Source organism: Campylobacter showae (assembly GCF_963515975.1).
In the GTDB taxonomy this organism is placed as follows: domain Bacteria; phylum Campylobacterota; class Campylobacteria; order Campylobacterales; family Campylobacteraceae; genus Campylobacter_A; species Campylobacter_A showae_F.
The window spans coordinates 43641-61028 of record NZ_CAUPZM010000006.1 but is presented as its reverse complement, the minus strand read 5'-3'; the positions used below and the strand labels follow the sequence as shown (position 1 = coordinate 61028).

Annotated in this window: 18 protein-coding genes and 1 pseudogene; 14 read left to right on the top strand and 5 right to left on the bottom strand. The window is 42.8% G+C overall.

Going from position 1 to position 17388, the window contains the following annotated elements:
- The first annotated feature begins 7 nt into the window (after positions 1–7).
- Complete coding sequence (pckA, locus tag RWM02_RS03415; RefSeq protein WP_314069128.1) at positions 8–1585, top strand: phosphoenolpyruvate carboxykinase (ATP); 1578 nt, start codon at positions 8–10, stop codon at positions 1583–1585.
- Between the two features lie 17 nt (positions 1586–1602).
- A complete protein-coding gene (locus RWM02_RS03410) occupies positions 1603–3006 on the top strand; it encodes a CAP domain-containing protein (RefSeq protein ID WP_314069127.1) in 1404 nt (467 codons plus the stop codon).
- Between the two features lie 220 nt (positions 3007–3226).
- Here RWM02_RS03410 and RWM02_RS03405 read toward each other — a convergent pair whose 3' ends face one another.
- The 3 genes and pseudogenes from RWM02_RS03405 to RWM02_RS03395 form a co-directional block, all read right to left on the bottom strand.
- Positions 3227–3580, bottom strand: a complete 354-nt coding sequence (locus RWM02_RS03405; RefSeq protein ID WP_314069125.1) for a cyclophilin-like fold protein — start codon at positions 3578–3580, stop codon at positions 3227–3229.
- Positions 3581–3660: 80 nt separating this feature from the next.
- A pseudogene (locus RWM02_RS03400) lies at positions 3661–4810 on the bottom strand (iron-containing alcohol dehydrogenase).
- Between the two features lie 47 nt (positions 4811–4857).
- Positions 4858–5877 carry an alpha/beta hydrolase gene (locus RWM02_RS03395; RefSeq protein ID WP_314069123.1) on the bottom strand — a complete coding sequence of 340 codons (1020 nt, stop codon included), beginning with the start codon at positions 5875–5877 and terminating at the stop codon, positions 4858–4860.
- Positions 5878–6129: 252 nt separating this feature from the next.
- Here RWM02_RS03395 and RWM02_RS03390 point away from each other — a divergent pair, with 252 nt between their 5' ends.
- On the top strand, positions 6130–7035 hold the full coding sequence (locus tag RWM02_RS03390) for an AraC family transcriptional regulator (protein ID WP_314069121.1): 906 nt from the start codon (positions 6130–6132) through the stop codon (positions 7033–7035).
- A gap of 187 nt (positions 7036–7222) precedes the next feature.
- On the opposite strand, the gene RWM02_RS03385 is transcribed toward RWM02_RS03390, so the two are convergent.
- Positions 7223–7840: a Type 1 glutamine amidotransferase-like domain-containing protein gene (locus RWM02_RS03385; RefSeq protein ID WP_314069119.1), complete on the bottom strand. Its 618-nt coding sequence runs from the start codon at positions 7838–7840 to the stop codon at positions 7223–7225.
- A gap of 176 nt (positions 7841–8016) precedes the next feature.
- Positions 8017–9171 carry a tyrosine-type recombinase/integrase gene (locus RWM02_RS03380; RefSeq protein WP_002953805.1) on the bottom strand — a complete coding sequence of 385 codons (1155 nt, stop codon included), beginning with the start codon at positions 9169–9171 and terminating at the stop codon, positions 8017–8019.
- A 744-nt stretch (positions 9172–9915) separates the two neighbouring features.
- On the opposite strand from RWM02_RS03380, the gene RWM02_RS03375 reads away from it, so the two are divergent.
- The 11 genes from RWM02_RS03375 to RWM02_RS03325 all read left to right on the top strand — a co-directional run bounded on the left by RWM02_RS03375 (position 9916) and on the right by RWM02_RS03325 (position 17261).
- Positions 9916–11280, top strand: coding sequence for a hypothetical protein (locus RWM02_RS03375; protein ID WP_235044170.1), 1365 nt, complete (start codon positions 9916–9918; stop codon positions 11278–11280).
- Entirely contained in the window at positions 11280–11894 is a 615-nt protein-coding gene (locus RWM02_RS03370) for a hypothetical protein (protein WP_009494165.1), read from the top strand. Before RWM02_RS03375 ends, RWM02_RS03370 begins: the two co-directional genes overlap by 1 nt.
- On the top strand, positions 11891–12877 hold the full coding sequence (locus tag RWM02_RS03365; RefSeq protein WP_002952050.1) for a type IV secretion system protein: 987 nt from the start codon (positions 11891–11893) through the stop codon (positions 12875–12877). The genes RWM02_RS03370 and RWM02_RS03365 overlap by 4 nt, the downstream gene beginning before the upstream one ends.
- 10 nt (positions 12878–12887) lie before the next feature.
- Entirely contained in the window at positions 12888–13181 is a 294-nt protein-coding gene (locus RWM02_RS03360) for a TrbM/KikA/MpfK family conjugal transfer protein (RefSeq protein WP_002952049.1), read from the top strand.
- On the top strand, positions 13178–14404 hold the full coding sequence (locus RWM02_RS03355) for a toprim domain-containing protein (RefSeq protein WP_314069112.1): 1227 nt from the start codon (positions 13178–13180) through the stop codon (positions 14402–14404). Before RWM02_RS03360 ends, RWM02_RS03355 begins: the two co-directional genes overlap by 4 nt.
- 717 nt (positions 14405–15121) lie before the next feature.
- Entirely contained in the window at positions 15122–15364 is a 243-nt protein-coding gene (locus tag RWM02_RS03350) for a hypothetical protein (protein ID WP_002952507.1), read from the top strand.
- A 13-nt stretch (positions 15365–15377) separates the two neighbouring features.
- Positions 15378–15620, top strand: coding sequence for a hypothetical protein (locus RWM02_RS03345; protein ID WP_002952508.1), 243 nt, complete (start codon positions 15378–15380; stop codon positions 15618–15620).
- A gap of 31 nt (positions 15621–15651) precedes the next feature.
- A complete protein-coding gene (locus RWM02_RS03340; RefSeq protein ID WP_009495744.1) occupies positions 15652–15891 on the top strand; it encodes a hypothetical protein in 240 nt (79 codons plus the stop codon).
- Positions 15892–15932: 41 nt separating this feature from the next.
- Positions 15933–16352 (top strand): hypothetical protein, encoded by a 420-nt coding sequence (locus RWM02_RS03335; protein ID WP_009495746.1) that lies wholly within the window; start codon positions 15933–15935, stop codon positions 16350–16352.
- 17 nt (positions 16353–16369) lie between these two features.
- Complete coding sequence (locus tag RWM02_RS03330) at positions 16370–16705, top strand: nucleotidyltransferase family protein (RefSeq protein ID WP_002952513.1); 336 nt, start codon at positions 16370–16372, stop codon at positions 16703–16705.
- The gene (locus RWM02_RS03325; protein ID WP_002952515.1) at positions 16698–17261 is read left to right on the top strand and encodes a HepT-like ribonuclease domain-containing protein; all 564 of its coding nucleotides are present in this window, start codon (positions 16698–16700) and stop codon (positions 17259–17261) included. The genes RWM02_RS03330 and RWM02_RS03325 overlap by 8 nt, the downstream gene beginning before the upstream one ends.
- Positions 17262–17388: the final 127 nt, after the last annotated feature.

The following is a 17388-nucleotide window of genomic DNA, read 5'->3' as shown; positions in this document are numbered from 1 at the left end:
AAGAAAAATGGTAAACGAAATAGAAAAACTAGGTCTTAAGGATATCAAAAAAATCAACCACAACCTAAGCTACGACGAGCTTTTCGAGCTTGAAAAGGCTATGGGCGAGGGACGCGTGTCAAGCAACGGCACTTTTATGGTCGATACCGGCATATTTACGGGTCGCAGCCCAAAGGATAAGTACTTCGTAAAACAAGATCCGAGCCAAAAATACATCGCTTGGGGCAAGGTAAATCAGCCCATCTCAAAAGAGCTTTTCGACAAGCTTTTAGCTAAAGCAAAAGCCCAACTGAGCGGCAAGGAAATCTTTATCCAAGACGCATTTTGCGGCGCGAGCGAAAAGAGCAAAAAATCGGTTCGTTTCGTAACCGAAGTCGCGTGGCAGGCGCATTTTGTTAAAAATATGTTCATCCGTCCAAACGAGGCCGAGCTAGCTAAATTTAGCCCTGATTTCGTCGTTTATAACGCGTGCAAATGCAAAAACGAAGAGTGCAAAGAGCACGGACTAAACTCCGACGTTTTCGTTATCTTTAACGTCGAGGAAAACGTCGCGGTTATCGGGGGTACGTGGTACGGCGGCGAGATGAAAAAGGGAATTTTCTCGATGATGAACTACTGGTTGCCGCTTGAGGGCAAGCTAAGTATGCACTGCTCGGCAAACGTGGGCAAAGAGGGCGACACGGCGCTATTTTTCGGCCTAAGCGGCACGGGTAAAACGACGCTCTCTACAGATCCAAACCGCAAGCTAATCGGCGACGATGAGCACGGCTGGGACGATGAGGGGATATTTAACTTCGAAGGCGGCTGCTACGCGAAGTGCATAAACTTAGACCCGAGCAGCGAGCCTGAAATTTACGCCGCGATCAAACGCGACGCGCTGCTTGAAAACGTGGTCGCGGATGAGGCTGGCGTCGTGGACTATAAAGACGGCAGCAAGACCGAAAACACCCGCGTTAGCTACCCGATCTATCATATCGATAACTACGAGCCAAGCTCCGCGGGCGGCCACCCCAAAAACATAATATTCCTGACCGCCGACGCATTCGGCGTTTTGCCGCCGGTCGCAAAGCTAAGCAAAGAGCAGGCGATGTATTATTTCCTAAGCGGCTACACGGCAAAAGTCGCAGGCACCGAGCGCGGTATCACCGAGCCTGTAGCGACATTTAGCGCGTGCTTTGGCGAGCCGTTTATGCCGCTGCATCCGACCGTTTACGCTAAGCTGCTAGGCGAAAAGATCGACAAACATGGTGTCAGCGTCTATCTCGTAAACACCGGCTGGAGCGGCGGCGCGTACGGCGTGGGCAAGCGAATGAGCATCAAAGCCACGCGCGCGTGCATAAACGCGATCCTTGACGGCAGCATCAAAAAGTGCAAATTTGAAAATTTTGAGAAATTTAATCTAGCCATCCCAAAAGAGCTAGCAGGCGTCGAGACGAAGCTACTAAATCCTATCAACACGTGGGAAAATAAGGACGAATACGTCGCGACTCGCGATAAACTAGCGAGCATGTTTGAGGCGAACTTCAAACGCTACGAGGACGTAAAAGAGGGCGTAGAATACGCAAAAGCCGGCCCTAAGGCTTAAATTTAAAGGGCGCGGGATTGAGATTTTACTCTGTAAAACGCGGGCTTAAATTTAGCCTTTTAGCCTGCGCCCTTTTTCTTGCGGGTTGCGATATCTTGGGCAGACAGGGCAAAGACTCAGCGCTAAAGTCCGCCAAGCAGCCCGAGTTTTCTTTTGTTCCCGATTCAGACGCGGTCGCATATCTAAACGAGTACCGCCGAGGCTCCGGACTCTCCGGTCTAAGACAAAATCAAATTTTAAGCCAAGCCGCCAAAAATCACGCCGACTATAGCGCTCAAAACGAATACATGGGCCACGACGAGACGGCCGGACGGGCTAAATTTAGCGGCGCGACTCCGGCCGACAGAGCTCTAGCCGTGGGCTACAAATCAACTCTGGTGCTTGAAAACATCGCTTATAAAAGCGACTTTAAAGAGGCGGTGGATGGGCTGTTTTCGGCGATATATCACCGATTCGCATTTTTAAATTTGAGCGTCGACGAGGTCGGCTACGCACTTGCGTCCAAGGATAAATTTAACGCCTTCGTCTTTGAGATGGGCAACTCTAGGCTTAACGCCTTTTGCGCTAAGGGTGCGAGCGATACGGGCGCGGGGCGGTTTTATACCAACGTCTGCGCCGATAAAAATCTAAAAATAAAAGACGCCAAATTTGATAATTTCATCGGCTCTAGCAAGCCTTTCGTCAAATTTCCCGACGCTACTGCCGTGACGCCCTATTTTAGCGGCGAGATCCCGGATCCCTTCCCCGAGTGCAAGATCACGGCAAATCCCGTTAGTATCGAGTTTAACGCAAATGCAAGCGAGGTAAGATTTAAGGATTTTGAGATATTTAAAGACGGGCGAAAGATCCAAAATTTGCACGTCATCACGAGTGCCAACGATATAAATTCTAAATTTTCGTCCAAGCAGTTTGCGGCTTTTTCGCGGGAGGTTTTTGACTTCGGCGCGCAGTACGAGGCGGTTTTTAGCTACGAGCAAGCAGGCGCGCGAAATCAAAGCGCCCAAAACGCGGGCGCGCAGGTAAAGCAGATAAAATGGAGCTTTAAAACCAAAACTCCGCAAAATCCGTATTTCGACGCGAGAGACGGTGACGTGCTGGGCGTGGATGCGGATAAGACCTACGAGATATTTTTCCGCCCCAAAGACTGTAACGACCTCATGACGCGCTACTCTTACAAGGCTTCGGGCTTTATGACGCCCACGGTCGCGCAAAGCGGCACGAACACGCTAAGCGTGAAGCTAAAAGGCATGGCCGGCGATACGCTAAGTATCGTGGCGGGCGGCATGAGCGTCAAGGTGCGGCTCAAAACCAGCTCGCCAGAAGCCGTGCGCGAGAGGAGGGCGTTTTACGTGAAGGCGGGAGTGATGATCGCCGGCGTGATAGTGATTTTTGCGCTAATCGGCAGAAAGATGAGGCGGTAAATTCGGACTATATCATAAGTCCGCCGCGCTTAACTATTTATAAATTTTACCGACTTGCGTATCTGCAACTAAACGACGTAAAACCTTCGTATGAGCGTATAAATGCCAAAATTTACGCTTATATCCGCCGCCGCGTGGATAGTGCTGCGACTATAAAAAAGTTTGGCGCGAGGAGCGGAAATAAAGTTTATTATTTATCGCTTTTGCGGCTACGGCGAGTTTATCTTGCTAGTTCTATCCTGATCTGCCCGTCTTTTGCGACCGAGCTCACATCGCCCTCGATCACGCCCAGGCGCACGAGACCTTCGTAGTAAGGCTGGTAGCCGTAGTAGATGACAAAGTTATTCCACGGAGCAAAATAAGATATCTCACCTTTTTTGCCGTCGCTGCCGCTCGGAGCGCCTCTTATATCAAGCCGTTTTGGCAGCTTAGCTACCTTTTCGCGTCCGCCGTAGTCCTCTAAATTTAGCGTTAGCGGCAGCTGTGCGGCAAAGCTTCTTGCTGCTGCCGTATCATCTAGGATAGCCGTCGCTTCGCCGCTAGAAGTCTTTAGGATTATCTTTAAATTTTGCATTTTCTCTCCTGCTGCTAAATTTAACCCCGCAAAAAAGCATAAAGACGGCTAAATTTTTCTCATTTTGACTCACTTTAAATTTATTTTGCCAGTTCAAGGATTTGGACGATATTTTTCTTTGGATAGAGCTCTTGCATCGCCCACGCTTTAGCGTTTTCATAGGCAACACCAGCGATCTCGTCAATAAGCGCCTCGCTATCTATCTTTAGCTGTGATAGTCTTGTTGGAGTGCCTATTTTGTCAAACCACGCTTTTAGCGCCTCTATGCCCTCATCTGCGGTTTTAAGCCCAAAAATTCCCCTCGCAAAACGCTCAAATACGCCTAAATTTCTATCCTTATACCACTTCATCCACGCAGGCATCACTACGCTAAGCCCCGCTCCGTGCGCACAGTCCGTTACCGCACTCATCGCATGCTCGATCATGTGATTTGGATACTCGATGCCTGAAGTGCCAACCATAGTTATGCCATTTAGCGCCATCGTCGCAGCCCAGGCAAACTCAGCTCTAGCGTCGTAGTCATCAGGGTTTGCGAGTAAAATTTCGGTCGTTCGGATGATGGTTTTTTATGTTTGCTTCTACCTGCATTCTGGCGATTAGCGGATAGTTTGTAGCCGTGAAATAGCCCTCGATGCTGTGCGCGATAACGTCGCTTGCGCTATAAACTAGATAGTCGCGGCTGACGGTGGCTTGTAGCTGCGGGTTTACGACAGATACTTTTGGGAAAAGGCACGGCGCGCCCAGATGAAGCTTTAATTTAGCCGCTTCGTTGGTCACAACGCCGTTTTGATTCATCTCAGAGCCAGTTGCCGCTAGCGTGATGATATCAAATACCATAAGCGACTCGGCCGGATTTTTACCTACGAAAAAGTCCCACACGTCGCCGCTATATTTAGCTCCGGCAGCGACTGCCTTTGCAGAGTCCAGCACCGAGCCGCCGCCAACAGCCAGCACGCTATCGGCACCAAATTCGCGGGCTATTTTGATTGCCTCGTTTACTTTGCTTAGCACCGAGTTTGACTTCACACCGCCAAGCTCAGTAAATTCGATGCCGTTTGCTTTTAGACTATCGGTAGCTACGCCAAGCAAACCGCTCTTTCTTACGCGCTCGCTGCCGTATAGCACAAGGGCTTTTTTAACTCCAAATTCTTTCATATATTCGCCGATATGAGCCTCTTTGCCTTTGCCAAATTCTATTCTTACCGGGTTATAAAATGTAAAATTTTCCATTGTTTTTCTTTTTTAAATTTACCCCCGCAATGTGCAGGGGCAGCGGTTTATTTCAAATTTGCTTTGAAAAATTCCTCAAATTTATCGTATGGGATCTTGTTATTTTTATTGTCATATAGGTCTGTGTGCACGGCGCCAGGGACGATAACTAGCTCTTTATTTTTGTTGCCAAGCGATTTAAAAGCGTCCTCGCTAAAGTATCTTGAGTGCGCTTTCTCGCCGGCTACGATAAGAGTCGGAGTTCTCATCTCGCTAGCGTAGGCAAGGATCGGCATATTTATAAACGAGATAGGGTTTGTGACGATCCAGCCGCTCTCTCCGCTGTTTGAGTTCACAGAGCGTTTGTGATATCCGCGCGGCGTGCGGTAAAAGTCCGCATATTCAGCGATAAACTGCGGCGTGCTTACGTCTATCTTTTTTGGATCAACGTTTATCGCGCCAGTATATGCCGGTTTGCCATTTTTAGCATCGACCCAGCGTTGCTCGGCTAGCTTCTTTTTAGTTTCATATCTCTCATCGGCGCCTATGCTATCGTTGTAGCCTTTTGCCATCACTCGCGTCATATCATACATCGTGCTGGTCGCAACCGCCTTTATGCGAGGGTCTGCAAGAGCTGCGTTTAGAGCAAAACCGCCCCAGCCGCATACGCCTAAAATGCCGATCTTATCTCGATCTATATTGCCCTGGGTGCCTAGAAAATCCACCGCAGCGCTAAAATCCTCAGTGTTTATCTCCGGACTTGCTAAATTTCTTGGCTCGCCGCCGCTCTCTCCGGTGTAGCTTGGATCAAAGGCAAGCGTGATAAAGCCGCGCTCGGCTAAAGTTTGAGCGTAAAGACCGCTTGATTGCTCTTTGACTGCGCCAAAAGGTCCGCTAACTGCGATCGCAGCAGCTTTGCCGTGCAAATTTTTAGGCGTATAAAGATCGCCGACGATCTCCACGCCGTAACGATTTTTAAATTTAACTTTCTTGTGATCTACCTTATCGCTTTTAGCGAAAACTTTGTCCCACTCGCTTACCATCGATACCGCCTCTAGCGGTGATTTTACTACATTCGTACCTGCCATTGCATTGCCTCCTAAAATAAAACTTGACGCTACAAGCGTCGCCGCAAATTTCTTAAGATTCACCTCTTCTCCTTAAAATTTTTTGATGTTTTGGCGAGCTTTGGATTTTCCTTGTCCAGCATATCGTTTTGTTGGGCGTATTATATCTGTATTTTAAATTTTATGTTAGAACGATCCTCTAAATTTCATGCCTAATTCTGCAAAATTTCTAAAAAGTTGTATAACTTCACAAAATTTGACTCGGAGAGTGAAATGGCTGATGTAAATTTACTAAAAGAGCAGACAAAAGAGTTTTTATTAGATAGATGCGGCGTAAACTGCCTAGAACGCAGCGACATTGGCTCGCTTGACTTTTATATCAGCGACAAAACGCATGATTTTATCAGCGCGGTTTATGAGCCGTCATTGTGCATAATGCTGCAAGGAGCAAAGGCGATCGGCTTTGGCGATGATATGCACGGATACGACGAGCAGACCTATGCGCTAGCTTCTACTCATGTGCCGTTAAATGTAAGCCTAACAGACGCCTCAAAAGAGAAACCCTACATCTCGCTTCGCATTAAATTTAGCCTAGACGAGGTCTATGAAGTGCTAAAAGGCGTGGACGTAAAAGAGCAGAGTCTGCAAAAAAGCGAAAAAGGCATATTCTTTGGCGAGCTAACGGATGAAATTTTAGAGCCTGTTTTGAGGTTTGTCTGGCTGCTAGAAAAGCCGAAAGAGAAGGTTAAATTTCTCTCAGACCTTGCTAAAAAAGAGATACTTTACATGCTCGCAACAAACGACAAAAGTGGCTATTTTTTAAGTAAATTTGCGATGCAAGGCAGCGTTTCAAATAAAATTTCAAAAGCCGTAGCAAAGATAAAAAACGACTTTTCGCAAAAGCTAAATATGAAAGATGTCGCACGCGAATGCGATATGAGCGAGTCTTCGCTATATCATAACTTCAAAATCGTAACCTCGCTAAGTCCCATAGCTTTTCAAAAAAAGATCCGCCTGGAAGAGGCCAAAAACCTGCTCGCGACCAAAAATATCGGCGTTGCGCAGGCTGCTTTTGACGTGGGATACGAGAGCGCATCGCAGTTTAGCCGCGAATACGCAAGGATGTTTGGCATGCCTCCCAAAATTCACAGCGAAATTTTACGCTCTGGGGTGGCATAAATTTAAATTTGATCTAAATTTGACGGCGAAAGGGCGGGCGAAAGTTGCTTAAATTTGACGCCAAATTTAGCTCGCTTCAGCCGCCGCCGTTTTTAAATTTTAAATTTTACGCAGGCTTTAGCGCGTAAAATTTCAGACGCCGTTTTTCTAAATTTAGGCATGCTCTTAGAATGCTGTGCGTCTAAATTTAACGTCCTAAAATTTCAAATTTATCGCCGTGCACCGCGATCGATTCGGCGTTATTTATCGGTACCAAATTTAGCTTGCCGCCGTAGATTTTTAAAATTTCAGCCGCGCTTTGCACGAACGGCTTCTCGCCGTAGTGTGGCACGGGGTAAAATTTAACCAGATCAAGTCCCGTTTGCGCCGCGGCCCCGTAGTCGCCCGCATCGTCCATCACGCTCGCGTACTCCATGCTAGGCGCCGCTATCATCGCACCCGCTGACTCGCCCACGTACACGAGCTCGCCGCTTCGGACGCGACCGGCGATGAGGGTTGCTAGACCTTTCTTTTTAAGCTCGCGCAAAAGATAAAATGTGTTGCCGCCGCTTACGTAAAGCATCTGCGCTGCGCCGATCTTTGCCTTCGCTTCGGCCTCGCTCGCTTTGGAAACGTCTAAAATTTGAACCTCAAAGCCCATTTTGGCAAACGCCTCTTTCGCCTCGTCCACGTAGTCTCGGTACTCCTCTACGTTTGCGGCGGTCGGGATAAAAAGCACCTCTTTAGCGCGGATATTTTGCCTCGCATAGTCCTCAAAAAGCGTCGCCGCACCCGCAAAATAGGAGCATAAAAACATCTCTATCATCGTTTTTCCTTTCAAAAGGCCGAAATTTTGCGCTATTTTAGCTTAAATTTTATAAGTCGCAGTGCCGTAAAAACGGCGTTTTTACCCATTAAAAGAAGTAAAATTTTAATCTATTTTTAGTAAAATTTAATCTTATTATAACATATTTTTTAAAATAAGATGTCTAATATTAAATTTTAAATGACGATATCATTTAAAAAAACCGCCCTTTGTTTAACTTCTTTCGGCAGATACTTCGCATAGGAGCGATAAGTCTCGTTCAAGTCCTTATGCCCCATCATTTTACAGCCCACCCACATAGGTTCCTCGCCGCGGCTCAGCATGACGGAAGCAAAGGAGTGTCTAGTATCATAAAGCCTGCGAGTATTGTAACCAAGTTTTACTTGCAAATCATTAAATTTAAGCCGCATCATAGACCGAGAAAGCCTAAAAATCCGCTGGCTTTTGTCGCCGCTATCAAGCTTTATGAGTTCATTATAGACGATTTGCAGCATATCGATCGTGCGGTTGCTGGATTTAGTTTTCGGCGAATCCACGATGCCGACGTCCGAAAGCGTTTTATTTATCCGGATTTGCCTATTTTCAAAGTCTAGATCGCCGAAAGTAAGAGCTAAAATTTCACCGGTTCGAGCGCCAGTAAAGAACGCCACGACCAAAAACAGCCGCAGCTCGTCGTCAGCGTTTTTAATGAGTTTCAAAATTTCATCAAGGCTAAACGGCGGAAATTTTTCATCCTCCAATTCATCGAGGTGTTGCTTAAATCTAGGGATAAAAAACGGATTTTTGGAGATTATGTCATTACTTACGGCATATCGAAAAATCATCTTAAAAAAGGAGCAATAGCCGCTAATAGAGCTATCCTTTAATCCTTTATTCTTACAAAATTTAACGAATTCTACGCTGTGATACCTCTCAAAATCGGCTAGGTAGAAGATACCATTAGTGTTTAAAAATTCCGTGATCGTATGGCTCATAATCACGTAAAGCCGCCTAGTTTTATCCTTTAAAAACGACTTCTCGGCAAGGAGACGATCGATCACGCTATCAAAGCTAAACTCACTAGAATTTTTAATAGCGCCGGCGTCTTTCTCCCCTTTTCTAAGGAGCCTGTCGGTTTGTAAGTCCTCGAGTTCGCGATACCGGCGTTTAGCCTCCGCGATATCGGATTTAGAGCCGAGAAATAAATCGTAATTTTTACGAACGAAATCAAACGCCAAAGGTGACTTTTTAAGACCCGTAGCACGGCGAATTCTAACGCCGTCCCTTTGACAATCGATATAAAAACGTCCGTGTTGCACGTAGATATTTTTATTTTTTTCTAAATTTTTCATACGAGTAACTTTATCAAAATTTAATTAAAAGTAAGCGAAAAGTCGCCGCCTTTAAGGTTAAAATTTTTTGAAATAAAAATTTTTTGCTTAAAGTGCGATTTTACGGAGATTGAAATTCTCAAAACAAGCAAAAAATCAATTAAGAAAAGCGATTTTTTACAAAATCTCGCTAATAATTAATTTTTATTTTTAAGTTTTATATAATAAAATACTCATAAAACAAAATCGTTATCGCCATTAATTCAATTAAGTAAAAGTTACATAAAAAGTTTAAGCTTTTACAAAATCTCGCCCGCCCTTACCATAGTGTAAAAAACAAATTTAAAAAAGGGAAAAAATAAAATTTAGATAGAGTCTGTGTTGCTGAAAATTTAAATTTTTAGAATTTTAATTAAATTTTAGATAACTTAAATTTTTCTTAAAAATATATTTATATATGCAGAGAGGAAATTTTAAAGAATTATTACTTAATGCGATGAGAAAATTTTAAATTAGAAGCCGGATTTTTAAATTTAAATCAGTTAGGTATTTAAAACGATTTTAAAGGCTATTAAAGCCGCATAGATAAAAAATAAGAAAGAAATAGGGGAAAAAGCTTATTTTTGATTGTAGAGCATTTAAAAGGCATTTGTGAGCGTTTTTGAATTTTAGCATTTTTCGATTTTTTATATATCACTTTTTAAAAGTTTTTTAAATTTAACAAATGATAGACTGATGAAAAATAATCTAGCAAAAGGATTTAAGGTGGCAGAAGAGCTGACGCAAGAGCAAATGGCTGAATGGGCATATTTAAGCGAGGACGAACAGACGCTTACAGCTTCAAGTATACATAAAGGGGAAGAAAACGAGCCGCAAACGCAAAATAAAGATATAGACGACACGAGAGACAAAATTTTAGATTGTCGAGAAGCCATAGAAAACACCGGGTTGTTTAAAAGCAGCGAAACAAGCGCAGTAGCTTGCGTAAGAGAATTTTATACCGCATACGGAACGGACGACGATAGCAAGGTTCAAGAAGCGATCAACGATATTTATAAAACCAATATGAGTCTAAGGGATGTGACCGAAATAAAAGAGCTCACCCTAAGAGAAATGAATATGGACTTAAAAGAGGACTTCGACAACGGCAAAGAATACACCATACGAGACATTAACAAAAAATTTGCCTACGAAGTAACGGGAGCTGCAAATTTAAGCAAAGACGCGCAGCAAGCCGTAGAAATACTAGGCGAAAAAGAGCTGTTAGATACGAGAATCAGGGAAAGACAGGCGGAGCTGGACGAATTTAAAAGCCCGAAAGCAAAAAGAGAATTCGTAAAAGACAGATTGGACGGCGTAGAAAAAAATGAGTCCTTAAAAGAGAGTCTGCAAATTTTAAAAGAGAAAGAAAAAATAGAAGAGCAAATCAAGGCAAAAGAAGAGCAAATCGCCAAAAAGGAAAAAGGGGAAGAAAAAGAGCCAAGCCCCGAGCAAAACGAACCACAGCCGGGCAGAGAAAACGGCGCAGAGCAAGAAGACTGGAATAAGAGAGCCGACGAGCTAGAAATGCAGCACGAAAAGGAGCTCGAAGACCTCAAAGATAAGCAATCGAAGCTTGAAGCGAATTTTCAAAAATCGATCGACAACCTAATGAATAGCGATGGGATAAACGGCATTATAACCGCGCTGCAAGAGATGGACAGAAGCCTTGAGATGATGCTAAAACAGGGTAAAGAAGAAAGCATCGCCAAAGATCGCCAGCGCCAAGAAAAGCTTGATCTAGCCTTTGACAGTCCTAAATTTAAAGAGGCTGTCGGCGATTTGGTAAAAGAGGTCTATACGCAACGCAAAAAAGTCAAAGGCGGTTTTAAAGAGATGGAGAACGAGCGGGCTAATTACGCTAAATTACAAACGACCTATGAAAAAGAAACCAAAAAAGGGCTTGACGTCAAAGGATACGAAAAGCTAAAAAAGATGATGGGTGACATCGAAAAAGAAACGCCGAATTTTAAAGACAGCTACCCTAAATTTTATCAAAAGGTAAACGATACGCTAGTGCAGACCAAAGACAAAATTTTAAACAAGGCCAAAGGGCAAGAAAATGAAAATGACAGAGGCAGGAGCCTATAATGAGCAATATAACGCCAAAACAAAGAAGAAACGTGATTGAGGGTGACTTGGAAAATTATGTCAAAAGCGAAAACGATTTTTTGAGCCTAAGAAAGAGCTTTATAGACTTAAATTTTAGCCTAGCCCTAGCGTGCGAGCACGACGAACAAAGGGCAAAAAAGTACCTAGATGCAGCCAGAGAGATACAAGGACTCGAAGATAAGCAGGACAAGAGGGGAAAGTGGGAAATAAACGAGGATAACAACAAAAAAGTGATGACCCCGCACAAGGACGACGAAAAATTTCAAACCAAATTCGAAAAGGAAAACCCGCTCCTTTTCAGGCAGCTACAAAACGAGCTAGAGCTCATGAATAACGAAGCAAGGTTATACGAAAAAATTAAAGACAACAAAGACAAAGGCATAGATAAATTAACGCCGCTTTACGTAGAGTTGCAAGAGGGGCAAATCGATGTAAAAAGAAAACACGGAGACGAGGTGGGCAAGCCGATAGATACCGATAGATTTAGGTATAGCTATCCAAACGCTACCAAAACGCTAGAACAAACCATCGAAAAATGGGCAGAAAAGGAAACTAAAAAAGAAAATACCGAGCAGAAAGGAAGAGAGATATGAAGAAAACATTAATATCTATTGGTGCGGCAACGGCGCTATTTTTTAGCAGCGCAAACGCAGGAGGCGTTCCGGTTATAGACGTGGCCGCGATAGCTCAAGCGGTAATGGGCTATACTCAAACGCTAAAAGACTATGCTGAGCAAATCAAGCAGTACGAGCAAATGGTCAAAGATACGCTAAATTTTGAAAAACAGATGGCCGAGCTCGGCATAGATATGAACAGCATCTACGATATACTAGGCGATGCGCAAAGCATGATCAGTCAAATGCAAAGTATCTACGATAACGTCAAAAATATCCCCAATGACATAATGGGCGATATAGCGAGAGTGCAAAACGCGTGCTCGTTTTTGGAAAATAATAGCCAATTTTTCGGAATGACGCTAGGAAAAACCAAGAGCTCAATCAAAAGCAAGGTTAATCGCTGCACTTACGCATTGCGAGACGGCGCAAATTTGAGCAAAAGCATAGACGAGCTGACCGAGCAGATGAATAAAGCCGTCGATCCTATCCAAAGAGCGAACTATCAAGCGCAAATCAACAACATAAAAAATGCCGAGAAATTCCTGCAAGAAAGGGATAATATCGAGAAAACAAACGCCTTGTTAGCCTTTGAAGATACCTTTCATAGCGACGATAAGACCAATCCTTACTCAAAAGCGAAAATGAACGACGATTTAAAGCAGCTTTCAAAGCAGCTGAGCAAACCAAACAACCAAAAGCAAGCTCAAGCCCTCACGAACTCGATACTGCTTAAAATTTTAGAAAATTTGCAGCATCAATACGAGCTGAATATCAACTATACCAGCACGATGGCTACTAGCAAGCAGCTAAACGAAAGCGGCAGCAATAAAAATTTAACCGAAGAGAGCTTTAATCAGTCGGTCGTAGAATATAAGCGCAACGACGCCATATTTGAGCCAGAAACCAAGCAGCTCCCGAAAGATGAGCTGGGACTACCAAAATTCGTATATTTCAAATAAAGGGGAAAGAATGAAAAAACTAGTTTTTAGTTTGATCGTAGGTGCAATTTTTGCGGCAAGCGGCGCGACCGCAAAAGAGACGAGCGCAAAGGATACGGCGACAAAGACGTCTGCTCCAAAAGAGCTCGGCGACGTATTTACCGGCGATAAGAAACTGGCATGCGAAGCGGTGCTATGCCTCGCAAGCGCTACTCGCCCGCCGGAGTGCGCCGCAAGCCTTAAAAAGTACTATTCGATTACGGCTAAAAAGGCGCATAAGCAGGCTCAAAAAAGACAAGCATTTTTAGATCTGTGTCCAAGATGAAAGAAAATCTAGTCGAGCTCGCGCTCGATGAAATTTTAAAAAATAACGGCTACTTTGAAAAAAGAGACAAAAGTAGCCGTAACTACAAAACGCTTACGAACGACTACGGAGATACGATAGTCGTATCGCGCCAATCAAACGGCCACTACTTATATTTTAATCCAAATGACAGTACCGATCGGGGCAATATTTACAGCTTCGCTAAAAATCGCGGAGTAGAAGTAAAAGATTTAATAGACGAAGACAAAATAAAAGATATAAAGGAGTTACAAAACAATACTATACCAAAAGCAACTACTAAAAAAATCGATAATGAAATAATAGAAAAATTTAAAAAATTAGATAAGACGGATAAAAATTCATTTTTAATTAGCCGTAGGAAGCTAAGCGGAGAACTATTGGCACAATTTAGCAGCCTAAAACAAGACAGTAAATACCAAAACGCGGTCGTACCGACGTACACGTTAACGTCAGTGCAAACGGACGCCGGCACGAAAGAGTTTTTAAAGCAAAGCGGAACGATAAGCTATCTCTCAAAGCCCTTAACACACGATCCGCAAGGAAAAGCATACGATAAGCCTATCAAACAGCTTTGCAACGGAAATAAGGGGCTAGAAATTTTAAAAGCCGATAACGCACATAAAAGCCCCAAAGAATTTAAAAATATAATAATCAGCGAGAGCATGATCGACACGCTATCGTTTTGCGAGATGAAAGGGATAAATTTGCAAGAGACGCTGCTATGCTCGACCAACGGGCAAATATCGACATCGCAAAAAGATGCGATTAAAGCGCTTCGCAAGCTCGCCCCGGATGCAAAATTTACGCTAGCGTTCGATAATGACGATCGCGGCAAAGAGTTTGGCAAGATCGTAGAGCAAATAGTGCCGAATACTGACAGGCAAATGCCTATATTAAAGGACTTTAACGATGATTTGGTAGTCGGCAAAGCATTGGGGCTAGCAGCGCGCAATATTAGTAAAGAAAACATTTTAAAGCCTTTGAGCGAGCTTGGCAAGAAAGTAGAGTATTTATCAAAGAAATATGATTTTTTAGAGCCTTGCGCAAAGAATGAGCGCGTAAATGAGCTTTTAAGATTTAATCCTTCAAAATTTAAAGAGATAGCCCCAAAGGTGCAGCGTCTGCCCGGAATGAGAGAATGCTTTAAGCGACTTAATCTCGTCGAAAAAAAAATCGGCAGGGAGTATTCTAGGGCTATATGATTTATAGAATATTGATTAATTCGGGCAATCAAGATTTAAGCTGGTTTTTAAAGTTTAAGGTTTATATAAGCTTTTGGAATTTATATCTTATCCCCTTTATTTGGGGGTTTGATAGAGATTACGGCAAGTGAATTTTTTACAAAATCTCGCTCATAACGTCCCGCTGCCGGGTTAAGTAAAGCGGTAGCTCTCAGATGTTCGGGCGGTCAAATTTTAGGCTGTCCGGATTGGAATTGGTAGCACGGCCAGAGCGGTGAAAATTTGGCTTGCTTTTTAAAGTTTAAGGTTTGAATAAGATTTTAAAAATTACATTTTAATTCCTATTCTTGGGGGTTTGCTCGGATTTGGGATGAGTAAAATTTTTACAAAATGCCGTTCTTGTTGGCGGTCTGCACTAAGGTGCTGCCGCGCCGAAGCCGAGCCTAAGGTCTCGGCTTCTATGGGTTTAAGCGGGGGGCACCCCGCAACGCCCCTCCTAAATACAGAAGCTGCCGCCAATGACGGCAGCGGGAATTAAAAAAGGGGAAAGAAAATCAAATTTAGGCTTAAATAATGCTTAGGTTTCTAATTTATTTTTAGGTTATTTTTGCTTTTTTGCTATTTTATATTTTTATATATTTTAATTATTTGATATTTTATTATTTATTATTTTATTATTTTTTAAGTTAAAAAGTGGTATAATCGTTTTATAAATTAAGAAGAAAGGAACTTAAAAAGATGAAATTAACGAATGCGATTAAACTACTTAGCCAATACGGCGAAGTTAAACAAGATGAAACCGGAGCAAGAATTGAAATAGACGGCTGGACTTACGGCGCTAGCACGAATTGGAACGAGCAAGAGGTTCTATTTTTATATTGTGAATGCGGTACAAACACGCGGGATAGGCACTTTTATTCATATAACACGCTAAAAGGACTTAAAGATTGCATGGATAGATACATCCGGGCAACGGCATAGCAAGAGGATTACAATGAAAATTTATTTAACGGAAATAGACTACGCCCGTTTAAATTCTTCGATGGATGAGGGGCGATACTCCTTAAAAAGGGATGGTGAATACACGGAGGCGATAAAGCTTAAATTTATAGGCAACGCGACGAACGTTGAAAGCTATGGCGTATTTTTTAGCCACGATCCGTTTAAAGTTTTTATTTTAGATAAGCTGGCGCAAACGTTTAGACAGACCGATGGTTGGGCGCCGCGAAACCTTTAGGGGTCAAATAGACGAAGGGCAGCATGAGTCAATGAACAAGAACTATAATAAATTTGAAAGGGCACACGATATAATGGCGGAGCTAATCAAAGCCCCACTCCCTCTTGAGCCGGTGGAGCTTGGCAACATTAGCGACAGGGAGCTTGGCTTTTTGAAGAGTAGCGTAGAGATGATGGCGGACTACTTGGACTCGCTGGGCTTTGATTTCAGAGGCCACAAAGAGGAAGTCCTGATGCCGATTTACGAGGAGTTCGAGAGGCGGCAAAAGTAAATAGCAAAATATGCTATAATTTGTAAAAATAAGGATGAAAAATGAAGAAAATTAAACTGCTGACGGCGGCTGTTATAGCCGGGCTTATGTTGGCAGGATGCGGTGAAGATGATGGGCTTGTAAAGCTAGAGAATGCAAATCCGGCAATAAAACAAGCAAATTACGATGCAATGGTCAATAAGCTAAAAGAGAGAGTTAAAAATGTAGATTTTGAATTTTATCATGCACAGACCTTATTTAATGGCGAAAATTGGAAAAATTATACATCAGAGCAGGGCTTTGCCAAATTTACAAGATGGAAAGCTCAAAACGACCTCATAAACAATGAGAAACTCGTAGTAGTAGTCGTAGATAAAAATAATAAAAAAGTAGGGTCGGCATACGAGGTCGAATGTACAAAATGGGGCAAATTTGAGTGCGATCCAGAATATATAACGGTTCTTGAAAACGGAAAAAGATAGAAAAAGGAGAATCCCCAATGAAGACGACGTTACCCGATTTAACCAAAGAATCGATACTCGCATATCTATCCGAGCTCAAGCCGGGTCTTGAAAAAGACGGCATCCAAAAGATAGGACTTTTCGGAAGCTATGCCAAAGGTTATGCGGGTGAAGACTCGGATATAGATATAGTCGTTTTGGCCGACAAAAAGGACTTTTTGGATAGACTGCACGCGTTTAAAGCGCTTGCGTATTTAAATGATTTAAAAGAGCAGATCGCGGGCAAATTTCATAAATCGGTAGATATTTGCGATTTCTATTCTGAACAAAAAATGCAAGACGACAAGATAGTGAGGGGAGCGATTTATGTCTGATAAAAAAATTATATATCGATTAGAACTGGCGGTAGAAAAAATAGATCAAGTATTTGAAATTTGTAAGCCCAAAGGCGTTACAGCAGCACTAGAAGACGAGCTACTTGCAAAGCCAGCGATAATGAAACATATCGACGTCGTATACCAGCAATTTAAGAAGCTTGAAGAAGCGCAGGAATACCATATATTAGATAAATTTAAAAAAGAAGATATAAAAGGGATAAGAGATATCAGAAATTGGTCTTCTCACAATTATGACAATATACAAAACGAGATCATAGAAGACGTTATACGCACAGATCTTCCTAATCTCAAAGAAAATCTTCAGAAAGTCATAAAAGAAACGAAGCAAGAGCTGTGCGAAGATTTACAAAAAAAGATCGATCGCTTCGTTAAGAAGCAGAATATTTTAACCCCGCAAGCCAAGAGCGATCTTGGGGCAGATATTCAAAAAGGCTACAACGACTTACGAAAAAATGGACTTGAGCTTGATAAATCATATGCAGACAAGCTCAAGGGCATCATCAAAAGCAACTCGAACGAAAACGTAAAATAATTTTGCGTTTGAATTTTTAAAAAGGGGAAAATAAGCTTCCTTCCCTTTCTAAATTTTAATTTTTTTATACTTCTTTTTACATAAATTTAAAAAATATGATATTTCTAATTTTACTATATTTTAATGA

Excerpts from the sequence above, each read along its gene's own strand:
- pckA (WP_314069128.1), top strand. The coding sequence starts at position 8 with ATGGTAAACGAAATAGAAAAACTAGGTCTTAAGGATATCAAAAAAATC.
- RWM02_RS03405 (WP_314069125.1), bottom strand. The coding sequence starts at position 3,580 with ATGCAAAATTTAAAGATAATCCTAAAGACTTCTAGCGGCGAAGCGACG.
- RWM02_RS03395 (WP_314069123.1), bottom strand. The coding sequence starts at position 5,877 with ATGGCAGGTACGAATGTAGTAAAATCACCGCTAGAGGCGGTATCGATG.
- RWM02_RS03390 (WP_314069121.1), top strand. The coding sequence starts at position 6,130 with ATGGCTGATGTAAATTTACTAAAAGAGCAGACAAAAGAGTTTTTATTA.
- RWM02_RS03385 (WP_314069119.1), bottom strand. The coding sequence starts at position 7,840 with ATGATAGAGATGTTTTTATGCTCCTATTTTGCGGGTGCGGCGACGCTT.
- RWM02_RS03380 (WP_002953805.1), bottom strand. The coding sequence starts at position 9,171 with ATGAAAAATTTAGAAAAAAATAAAAATATCTACGTGCAACACGGACGT.
- RWM02_RS03370 (WP_009494165.1), top strand. The coding sequence starts at position 11,280 with ATGAGCAATATAACGCCAAAACAAAGAAGAAACGTGATTGAGGGTGAC.
- RWM02_RS03365 (WP_002952050.1), top strand. The coding sequence starts at position 11,891 with ATGAAGAAAACATTAATATCTATTGGTGCGGCAACGGCGCTATTTTTT.
- RWM02_RS03360 (WP_002952049.1), top strand. The coding sequence starts at position 12,888 with ATGAAAAAACTAGTTTTTAGTTTGATCGTAGGTGCAATTTTTGCGGCA.
- RWM02_RS03355 (WP_314069112.1), top strand. The coding sequence starts at position 13,178 with ATGAAAGAAAATCTAGTCGAGCTCGCGCTCGATGAAATTTTAAAAAAT.
- RWM02_RS03350 (WP_002952507.1), top strand. The coding sequence starts at position 15,122 with ATGAAATTAACGAATGCGATTAAACTACTTAGCCAATACGGCGAAGTT.
- RWM02_RS03345 (WP_002952508.1), top strand. The coding sequence starts at position 15,378 with ATGAAAATTTATTTAACGGAAATAGACTACGCCCGTTTAAATTCTTCG.
- RWM02_RS03340 (WP_009495744.1), top strand. The coding sequence starts at position 15,652 with ATGAACAAGAACTATAATAAATTTGAAAGGGCACACGATATAATGGCG.
- RWM02_RS03335 (WP_009495746.1), top strand. The coding sequence starts at position 15,933 with ATGAAGAAAATTAAACTGCTGACGGCGGCTGTTATAGCCGGGCTTATG.
- RWM02_RS03330 (WP_002952513.1), top strand. The coding sequence starts at position 16,370 with ATGAAGACGACGTTACCCGATTTAACCAAAGAATCGATACTCGCATAT.
- RWM02_RS03325 (WP_002952515.1), top strand. The coding sequence starts at position 16,698 with ATGTCTGATAAAAAAATTATATATCGATTAGAACTGGCGGTAGAAAAA.